Annotated in this window: 8 protein-coding genes and 2 tRNA genes; 2 read left to right on the top strand and 8 right to left on the bottom strand. The window is 74.9% G+C overall.

Features of this window, described 5'->3' with window-relative positions; all coding sequences use genetic code 11:
- Nucleotides 1-113: 113 nt before the first annotated feature.
- Nucleotides 114-1817 carry an insulinase family protein gene (locus ABZ641_RS18105; RefSeq protein WP_359982940.1) on the bottom strand — a complete coding sequence of 568 codons (1704 nt, stop codon included), beginning with the start codon at nucleotides 1815-1817 and terminating at the stop codon, nucleotides 114-116.
- A gap of 3 nt (nucleotides 1818-1820) precedes the next feature.
- Complete coding sequence (locus ABZ641_RS18110) at nucleotides 1821-2753, bottom strand: hypothetical protein (protein WP_359982943.1); 933 nt, start codon at nucleotides 2751-2753, stop codon at nucleotides 1821-1823.
- Nucleotides 2754-2943: 190 nt separating this feature from the next.
- On the opposite strand from ABZ641_RS18110, the gene ABZ641_RS18115 reads away from it, so the two are divergent.
- Nucleotides 2944-3384 (top strand): hypothetical protein, encoded by a 441-nt coding sequence (locus ABZ641_RS18115; RefSeq protein WP_359982945.1) that lies wholly within the window; start codon nucleotides 2944-2946, stop codon nucleotides 3382-3384.
- 112 nt (nucleotides 3385-3496) lie between these two features.
- Here the strand turns inward: ABZ641_RS18115 and ABZ641_RS18120 are convergent, their stop codons facing one another.
- Complete coding sequence (locus ABZ641_RS18120; RefSeq protein ID WP_359982947.1) at nucleotides 3497-5029, bottom strand: MFS transporter; 1533 nt, start codon at nucleotides 5027-5029, stop codon at nucleotides 3497-3499.
- A gap of 236 nt (nucleotides 5030-5265) precedes the next feature.
- Between ABZ641_RS18120 and ABZ641_RS18125 the strand changes: the two genes are divergently transcribed.
- Nucleotides 5266-6198, top strand: a complete 933-nt coding sequence (locus tag ABZ641_RS18125; RefSeq protein ID WP_344625674.1) for a helix-turn-helix transcriptional regulator — start codon at nucleotides 5266-5268, stop codon at nucleotides 6196-6198.
- A gap of 81 nt (nucleotides 6199-6279) precedes the next feature.
- Here the strand turns inward: ABZ641_RS18125 and ABZ641_RS18130 are convergent.
- The 5 genes from ABZ641_RS18130 to ABZ641_RS18150 form a co-directional block, all read right to left on the bottom strand.
- Nucleotides 6280-6352 (bottom strand) — tRNA-Ala (locus ABZ641_RS18130).
- Between the two features lie 34 nt (nucleotides 6353-6386).
- Nucleotides 6387-6459 (bottom strand) — tRNA-Ala (locus tag ABZ641_RS18135).
- A 105-nt stretch (nucleotides 6460-6564) separates the two neighbouring features.
- Nucleotides 6565-7212, bottom strand: a complete 648-nt coding sequence (locus tag ABZ641_RS18140) for a histidine phosphatase family protein (protein ID WP_344625689.1) — start codon at nucleotides 7210-7212, stop codon at nucleotides 6565-6567.
- The gene (gene rsfS, locus ABZ641_RS18145; RefSeq protein WP_344625675.1) at nucleotides 7209-7646 is read right to left on the bottom strand and encodes a ribosome silencing factor; all 438 of its coding nucleotides are present in this window, start codon (nucleotides 7644-7646) and stop codon (nucleotides 7209-7211) included. The genes ABZ641_RS18140 and rsfS overlap by 4 nt, the downstream gene beginning before the upstream one ends.
- A gap of 137 nt (nucleotides 7647-7783) precedes the next feature.
- Nucleotides 7784-9196, bottom strand: a 1413-nt coding sequence (locus ABZ641_RS18150; RefSeq protein WP_359982950.1) for a LytR C-terminal domain-containing protein, incomplete at its 5' end; no start/stop codon positions are given.

The following is a 9196-nucleotide window of genomic DNA, read 5'->3' on the forward strand; positions in this document are numbered from 1 at the left end:
GGCCGGTGCAGCCCCGCAGTGCTGCAGACCCTCAGTGCTGCCGGCCCGCCCCGCAGCCCGGCCGGCCCGCCCCGTAGTGCCGGAGCCGCCCGCCCCTCGCGTGAGCAGCAGCCTCAGGTCCGCCGCGGCCGACTGCGCCGCCACACACTGCGCAGCAGCGCCGCCGCGATGCCCGCGGCCACCACCAGCACGCCCCAGTACACCGGGTCGCCCCGCGACTCGTCGTCCGCGCCGAGCGCCCCGCCGAGGGCGAACAGCAGGAACAGACCGGCGACGAGCGTGAGCACCATGTTCACGGCGAGCTGCGCCGGTGACGAGCGGACGGCCGCACCCGCCCCGGCACCGGCACCCGAACCCCCGGCAGGACCGGAGCGGGAGGGCCGGGCGGGCGCCGTCCGCGGTGGCATCCGGACGTACGCGTGGTACGGCACCGCGGCGTCGATCCCGGCGAGGGTGTGGGCGTCGACGGCGAAGCATCCGGGTTCGACCTCGACGCAGATGCCGTCGGTGCCGATGAGCCGCCGTCCGCCGTCGGGCCAGGCGAGGTAGGCGGCGCAGGCGTCGTACCGGACGGTCGCGGCCTCGCCCTCGCGGACGAGGCTGACACCGGCCCGGCCGATCACCAGGTCGGGTCCGCCGGCCTCGCGGGAGCGGTGGCGGTTGCCCTCGACGGCGGCGACGGAGTGGAGCGGCGCGGCCTGGTAACCGGCCCAGTCCGCACGCCGTCCCGCGGGCACGCGCAGGAGGCCGTTGCCGAGGGCCTGCTGAGCGACCGTCCGGACGTCCTCGGCGGTGACGGCGGCGAGTTCGGCGCGGATCTCGTCGAGGCTGCGGACGGGCAGGTCGAGCAGCAGGTCGGCGGCGCAGCCGGGCAGGCGGGCCGCGTCCGTGTCGGGGGCGGTGTGCGCGGCGTCGGCGCGGCGGCGCAGGGCGTCGAGGGTGTCCGGGTCGACGCCCGCGACGGCGAGCCTGGCGAGCACGTCGACGAAGCCGCCGAGCACGGCGTCCTGCTGCTCGGGCAGGGCGTCGGCGAGGGCGGTGACGGTGAGGACGCCGTCGCCGCGGTGCGCGTGGTCGGCGCCGGCGGTGTAGGAGAGGCCGCCGTCCTGCCGGAGGTCCTGGAACAACTCGCGGTCCAGGCAGGCGGTGTACAGGTCGGCGGCGGCGGTCCGGGGCAGCACGGTGTCGAACAGGACCTGCCCCTGCCCCGCGGCGAAGTACGCCGGGGTCTCGGGCAGGGCGGAGGTCGGCTGCGGCGCGGGCATCCGGCGGCCGGGGCGCAGCGGCAGCCGCAGGCCGTCCGGCACCCGTTCGCCGGCGACCCAGAGGACGGCGTTCTCGCGGGTGAACCAGGTGTCGGCCCAGTGCTGGACGGTCTGCGGGTCGAGGCCGGGTACGCCCCACTCGGGGTAGCTGACCAGGCCGTGGCCCTGGGCTCCGTAGCGCCACAGGCCGGTCGCCTCGGCGGCGCCGGTGCCGCGGCCGGCCTCCTCGGTGCGCAGGATCGCCTTCTCGGTCTCCAGGCGGTCCATCGGCAGGGCGGTCAGCGATTCGCAGACGCTCTGCAGGAAGGACCGGATCTCCTGGTCGTCGCCCTCCAGGAGGAAGTGCGTGTGCAGCTGCCCGGTGGCGCCGTTGAAGCGGTGCACCTGGACGCCGCTGCGGTGCAGGGCGAGGTGTTCGACGAGGTGGGTGATGCCGGCGCGGGCGAGGGTCTCGTCGGCGCTGCCGACCCGGAAGACCAGGCCTGCAGTGGTGCGGCCGGGCCGCGGGGCGTGCAGGGCCGGTACGCCGTCGACCTCGAAGCGGTGGATCACGGCTCAGCCTCCCAGGGCGCGGTCGCGGTGTTCCCGGAAGGTGCGTTCCGGAGTGTTGTCGAACCACTCCCACGGTTCGGTGCTGCCGTACGGGCCCATGGCCTGGAAGTGCGTCCGGGCGGCGGCCCGGTCGCCGCCGAGGGAGGCGAGCAGGGCGAAGGAGCTGTGGGCGGTGATCCGGCCGAACCGGATCCGGCAGTCGGGGTGCAGCACGGAGCCGTGGGCGGCCTCGGCGAGTTCGTGGCGGACGTCGGCGCGGGCGGCGTACGCGTTCCGCTCGGCCCGTTCCAGGGAGCCGGCCCGTTCCGCGTGGTACATGGCCAGCAGGGCGCCGTTGAGGCTGCCGGGCGGTGCGGCGCGGAAGCAGTCGCGGGCGAAGGCGTGCGCGTCCTCCCAGCTGCCGCCCCACTTGGGCAGCAGTTGCTGGAGCAGGCTGCGCTGCCCCGCGTAGTGGTGCGGGGAGACCCGGGTCAGGGCGCGGTACCGGCGGCGGGTCTCGCTGGTGCCCAGGGAGATCCCGCGGGAGATCGTCATCCGCAGCATCCAGGCGAGCGCGTCGCCGCGGTTGCGGGCGACGGCGCCGATCAGCAACTGCTCGGCCTCGTTGAGCCGGGCCCGGAACTCGCGCCAGCCCTCGGGGGTGACGTCCTGCGCGCGCCGGGTGCTGCGGGCCTGCCAGCCGACGTGGATCAGCCGGTCGGCGAGCAGGGCGGTGACCAGGGGATCGCCGGGGTGGTGGGCGAGCACCTGGCGCAACAGGTGCTCGACGCCGGGCACGGCGACGACCTGGCCGGAGAGGACGAGCGGGCCGTACTCCTCCCGGCAGTCGGCGAACACGGCGCGGACGGCCGGCCAGTCACCCCGCTCGGCGGCGGACCGGACGGCGCCGGCCTCGGGAAGCGCGGCGGCCGGGTCGAAGAGCGGTTCGGTGCTCATGGGCGGCGATCGTAGGCGGCGGGCGAAGGGTACGGACGCGGGACCGATGGTGCGAATCCGTACGGATTCGGGCAAGTCGCCTGGCACTTGACGAAGAATTTACGGAATTCAAGACTCCGCTTGTGCATCGGCATCCATAGGCTGCCCGTCGATGACCGGCCATCAGGCCGGTCGCACAGCGAGGAGCACCATGAACAACCGCCGCCGGAACCAACTGCTCAAGGCCGCCGGGCCGCTGCTGATAGCCGACGAGCAGGTCGAGTTCGCCACCCTGACCAAGGTCGGCACGGTCTCCGCGGCCCGCCGCCTGGCCACCACCGCCGTGGTGGGTGTACTGACGGCCGGTACGGTGACCGCGATCGCCGCCCCTCGTCCGGTGTACCTGGCGCTGACCGACCGACGGCTGCTCTTCTTCGGCGTGGACCAGCTCAGCGGCAAGCCCGACAAGCTGGTGATGGCACTCCCCCGTGAGGCGGTCACCGCCTCGCCCGCCGCCAAGGCGGCCTTCGGCCTCCTGCTCACCACGCACCTCTCGGTCGCGGGCGAGGAGCGCGACCTGAAGCTGACCTTCGCCACCGCCGTCCGCGCGGACGGCCGCGAGCTGCTGAGCCGCCTCCCGGTCACCGCCTGACCGGCCCCGGCCCCGGCACCAGCCCCGGTGCCGGTACCGGACCGCCGTCCCGGCCCGTCCTGCCCGCACCGGCCGTCCCACGGCCGGCAGGGGCAGGACGGGCCGGGCCCGGTCACTCCACCGGCCCGCCCGGCACATCCCGCCCGCACGGCACGGCCCGCCCCTCCACGGCTGCCCGCCCTTCCGCCACGGTCCGCCCTTCCACAGCAGCGCTCCCGGCCCGTCCGACGTTCCCGGCGTTCCCGGCCCGCCCGGTGACGCCGGCGAGACCTGCCGCCACGACCAGCGCAGCGCCGATGACCGCGGTCGTGACCAGCAGGGCACGGCCGGAGGCCGCCGAGGACGCCGGGTAGGAGACCGCACCGAGGAAGACCGTCCCGAGCAGCGTCACCCCGATCACCTGGCCGAGCTGCAGCACCGTCACCATCACGCCGCTGGCGTCCGCGGCGTCCGCCGGGTCCACCCGCCCGAGCGCCCGGGCGAACAGCGGGCTGTAGGCGCAGCCCGCTGCCACCCCGGTGACGGCGAGCACCGTCTGCACGACGGGGCCGACCGGCCCTCCCCCGCCCAGCAGCAGCCCGACCAGCACGTAGCCGGGGGCGACCACGGCCAGGCCGAGCACGGGCAGCAGCCGGTGCAGGCGGCGCGGCGTCCGCTGCCAGAGCAGGCTCGCCGCTCCGAAGCCCACGGACACCGGTACCGAGAGCAGGCCCGCCCGCAGCGCGCTGTTGCCGAGTCCGGCCTGCTGGTGCAGCGCGAAGGCGAACATGAACCCGGCGAACCCGGCCATGATCAGGAAGATCGACCCGGCCGCGGGCAGCAGCCCGGGCGCCCCGAGCACCCGTCCGGTGATCAGCGGCTGCCCGCCGCGCGCCGCCACCCGCCGCTCCACCGCGGCGAAGACGGCGAACAGTGCGGCGCTGCCGGCGAGCATCGCCCAGCCCCAGCCGGGCCAGCCGAGTTCGTGTCCGAGCACCAGCGGCACCACCAGCAGGCCCAGGGCGGCCGCCAGGGTCAGCAGGCCGGGCAGGTCGAAGCCGCGTCCGGCGTCGCCGGGGAGGGCCGGCAGCAGCCGGCGGGAGGCCGCGAGCAGCACCAGGCCGAGCGGGACGTTGACCAGGAAGACCGGCCGCCATCCGGTGCCGAACAGGTCGGCGCTGACGAGCAGCCCGCCCACCACCTGCCCGATCGCGAGGCCGCCGGCCAGCACCGCCGAGTACAGGCCGAGCGCCCGCACCCTGGCGGCGCCGGTGAACAGCCGCTGGATCACGCTCATCACCTGCGGCACCATCACGGCCGCGGCGACGCCCTGGGCGACCCGGAAGCCGATCAGCCAGCCGGTGCCGGGGGCCAGCCCGCAGGCCAGCGAGGCCGCGGTGAAGCCCGCCAGTCCGTGCCGGAACATCCGGCTGTAGCCGTAGCGGGCGCCGAGCCGGGCACCGGTGATCAGCAGCACCGCGTAGGCGATGGTGTAGCCGGCGATGACCAGTTGCAGGGCGGCGCCGGAGGCGTGCAGGTCGGAGCGGACGCTCGGCGCGGCCACGTTGACCACCGAGACGTCGAGCAGGGCCATGAACTGGCCGGAGAGCACCAGCCCGAGGACCGGGCCGGGCCGGGAGCCGCCACGCGCGGCGGCGGCGGGCACCGGGGCGGCAGCAGGTACCGGGGCAGCGCCCCCGGGCGAAGCACCCGCAGGCGAAACACCTGCGGGGGCGGCACCTGCGGGAGCGGGGCCGGCGAGCGGAGGGCTCGCGGGGTCAGGAGTCCGTACGTCCGTCATACCGGGATCGTCGGTGGCGCCCGGTACCGGTGGTTAGAGCCTGCTGATCCTGGTACCGACAGCACCTGTCGGCGGCGGCCGCGCTCGGCCACGATGGGGGCATGACCGTGCTGGAACCGGACACCGTCGCCGTACCCCGCAAGGACCTCCGGCGCGAGGAGCTCGCCAAGTTCCTCCGCGCCTGCCGCGCCCGGGTGCGGCCCGAGGACGTCGGCCTGCCGCCCGGCCTGCGGCGCCGCACCCCGGGCCTGCGCCGGGAGGAGGTGGCGCAGCTCGCCGGCCTCGGGGTCACCTGGTACACGTGGCTGGAGCAGGGCCGCCCGATCAACGCCTCCGAGCAGGTACTGGCCTCGGTGGCCCGCACGCTGCGGCTGGACGCGGCCGAGCGCGACCACCTGTTCCGGCTCGCCGGGGTGCGGCCGCCGTCGCCGGCGGAGCCCGACGACCCGGAGTTCGACGGCGCGACCCAGGCCATCCTCGACCAGTTGGGCCCGCTGCCCGCGGCGGTCTGCAACACCCGTTTCGACGTGCTCCGCCACAACGCCGCGTACGAGGCGCTCTTCCCGCGGGCCACCCGGCCGGCCCGGCCCGGCGGGCCGCGGAACAACATGTGGTGCGCGTTCACCGTGCCGGACTGCTGCAACCCCTTCCTCAACCGGGACGAGGAGCTGCCCCGGATGGTCGGGGTGCTGCGGGCGGCGTACGGGCGGCACCTGGGCGAGCCCGTCTGGGAGGCGTACGTGCGGGACCTGTCGGCGGCCAGCGACCGCTTCCGGGAGCTGTGGGACCGGCAGGAGGTGGCTCCGCCGCGGACCACCCGCAAGGTCTTCCGGCACGCCGGGGTCGGTGTGCTGAACGTCCGGGCGTCGTACCTGACCCTCCCGGACCGGCCGGAGGTCTACCTGGTCGTCTACACCCCGGAGGGGCCGGAGGACCGGCGGCGGCTGGAGCGGATGGCGGCCGAGCCCGCCGGGGCCCGGCCGGAGTGCACCCACGGCACGCCCGGGCCGGAGCGCACCCGCGGCGCCGCCTGAGCGGGCGGCCCGTCGGGGACGAGGAGCCGGAAACGTCGGAGGCCGCCATCCCCGTCGGGGTGGCGGCCTCTCGGACTGCTGTGGAGCTATGGGGAATTGAACCCCAGACCTCTTGCATGCCATGCAAGCGCTCTACCAACTGAGCTATAGCCCCGCGACACGAACGGCCTCGGGCCGCTGGTGCGGAGTGGAGCTATGGGGAATTGAACCCCAGACCTCTTGCATGCCATGCAAGCGCTCTACCAACTGAGCTATAGCCCCGCAGTCCGTTTCGTCCGCCTCCCTCTCGGTCGGCGTCCTCGCTGCGAACGAGGAAGACTCTAGCCGGTCAGGCCCCGAACTGCGAAATCGCCTGCCGGTGCGGGCTCACGTCTCGTCGCCGATGACCGGCTGCGGCAGGGTGCCGGCGTTGTGCTCCAGCAGCCGCCAGCCGCGCACGCCCTGGCCCAGCACCGACCAGCAGCAGTTCGACAGGCCGCCGAACCGCTCCCAGAGCACCGGCTCCAGGCCGAGCAGCCGCCCGATCATGGTGCGGATGGTGCCGCCGTGCGACACCACGACGAGCGTGCCGTCCTCGGGCAGCTTCTCGACCGCGGCCAGCACCACCGGGACGGCGCGGTCGGCGACCTCGGCCGCCAGCTCGCCGCCGCCGCGGCGCACCGGGTGGCCCTGCGCCCACGCCTCGTACTCCTCCGGGTAACGGGCCCGGATCTCGGTGTTGGTCAGGCCCTGCCACTCGCCGGCGTACGTCTCCCGCAGTCCCTCGTCCTGGTGCACCTCCAGGCCGGTCACCTTGGCCAGCTCGGCCGCGGTGCGGGCGGCCCGCTGCAGGTCGGAGGAGACCAGCAGGTCGGGCCTCAGGCCGGCGAGCAGCCGGGCGGCCCGCTGGGCCTGGAAGATGCCCTGGTCGGTGAGCGGGATGTCGGTGCTGCCCTGGAACCGCGACTCGAGGTTCCAGGACGTCTGGCCGTGGCGCCAGAAGACGATGCGCGGCCCCCGCGCGGCGCGGCTCAGCTCTCGTCCTCGGCGACCGCGTTGCCCGCGGCGTCGGTGCGGGCGCCCTCCGGCCGGTTGCGGGTGGCCAGGGCGTCGGCCGGCAGCGGCAGCTCGGGGCAGTCCTTCCAGAGCCGGTCGAGGGAGTAGAAGGAGCGCTCCTCGGAGTGCTGGACGTGCACGACGATGTCCAGGTAGTCGAGGAGGATCCAGCGGCCCTCGCGCTCGCCCTCGCGGCGCACGGGCTTGACGTCGAGCTCCTCGCGGAGCTTGTCCTCGATCTCCTCGGCGATGGCCCGGACCTGGCGGTCGTTGGCCGCGGAGGCGATCAGGAAGGCGTCGGTGATCGACAGCACGTCGCTGACGTCGAAGGCGATGATGTCGTGCGCCAGCTTGTCAGCCGCCGCCTGTGCGGCGACGTTGATGAGGTCCTGGCTCCGGTCAGTGGCAGTCACGGTGTTCTTCCGGCTCGGCTACGCGTTTTCCCCTCCAGGATCTCACGAACGCCCCGGGCCCCCGATCGAATTGACCGGGGGCCCGGGGCGGGCGCCTGCGGGAGCGCGGGCCGGACCGCTGCGCGGGCCCGGCCTGACTACTGCGCGGGCTTCTCGGTCGTCTTCGCCCCGCTCGCCTTCGGGTCGGCCGTCTTCTGGTCCGCCTTCGGGTCGGGCAGGGGCTTGTAGTCCTTGCCGAGGACCACGACGAGGTCGGCGTTCTGCGGGTCGGTGACCTTCTTGACCGCCTCCGGCTTGAGCCCGAGCGCACCGGCCAGGGTCTTCGCGGCCTCGGCGCGGGCGTCGTCGGTGTAGCGGATCTCACTGGTGGCCTGGGCGGTTCCGGCCTTGCCGCTGCTCGGCACGACCTCCATGCCGGTGTTGGTGATCTGCACCGACGCGGACTCGGCGGCCTTGTCCAGTCCGGAGGCGTTGAGCACCGACACCCGGGGGGTGCTGCCGGCGGCGGCGGCGTTCTTGATGGTGCCGCCGAGCACGTCCTTGACCTGCCGTCCGGCGGTGGCCTCGTCCAGCGTGCCGTCCGGCTTCGCCTGGAGCAGCTGGGTGGCGAGGTGCCCGTCCCTGCCCTGCTGGGCGAGCTGTGCGAGGACCCCGGAGAGGGCCTTCTCCGGCAGCGAGGGGTCGAGCACCGCGTTCATCCGGTGCACGTCGTCGGTGGCCTCGTCCAGGTCGGTGGGCATGGCCTGCAGCACGGCCTGCATGACCTGCCCGAACCTGGCCAGCTGGGCGCCGCGGTCCTCGCCGGGCGCCTGGAGCGTGGCGTAGGCGGCGGCGGCCTGGCCGTTGAGGCTGACGCCCTTGCCGGCGGAGGCGAGCACCTTGCCGTCGGCGGCCTTGACCTCGGCGTTGGTGTCGACCTTGATGCCGCCGAGCTGGGCGACCAGCAGGGTCAGGTACGGGGTGTCCAGCCGCCAGGTGCCGGCGACCGGGGCGCCGAGCACGGTGGCCAGTCCCTCCCGGGTGCCGGACGAGCCGATGTCGTCCAGGCCCTTGCCGACCGTGGTGACGGTGGAGTCGTTGGGCAGCCGCAGGGTGTCCGGGATGAGCAGCACGGTGCCCTTGTGCCCGGAGGCGTCGTTGACCAGCAGCGCGGTGGTGACCTTGCCCTGCAGGTCGCGCAGGTGGACGACGTTGACCTGGCGCCCGCCCGCGGCGGCCGCGGCGGATCCGCCGCTGTCCCGGCCGGTCCACCACGTCCAGCCGCCGACGCCGCCGGCGACGACGGCGGCGGCCACGGCCAGCCCGATCAGCCGGTTGCGCAGCCGGCGGCGGCGCTCGGCGCGGACCTCGCTGCGGGACTCGGCGAACTTCAGCCAGTCGATGACGTCCTCGGACTCCTCCGCCTCCTCGTCGACGAAGGTGAACTCGCCGGTGGCGTAGTTGTCGCCGGCCGCGGCGGGACGCCGGTTCTGGCGGCTGCCGCCGACCTGCTCGGACGGCTGCGCGGGCCGGGCGGGCGCGGCGGCGCGGGCGGTCGCGCCGGCGGCCCC

Origin of the sequence: Kitasatospora sp. NPDC007106, assembly GCF_040634455.1 — a bacterium.
In the GTDB taxonomy this organism is placed as follows: Bacteria; Actinomycetota; Actinomycetes; order Streptomycetales; family Streptomycetaceae; genus Kitasatospora; species Kitasatospora arboriphila.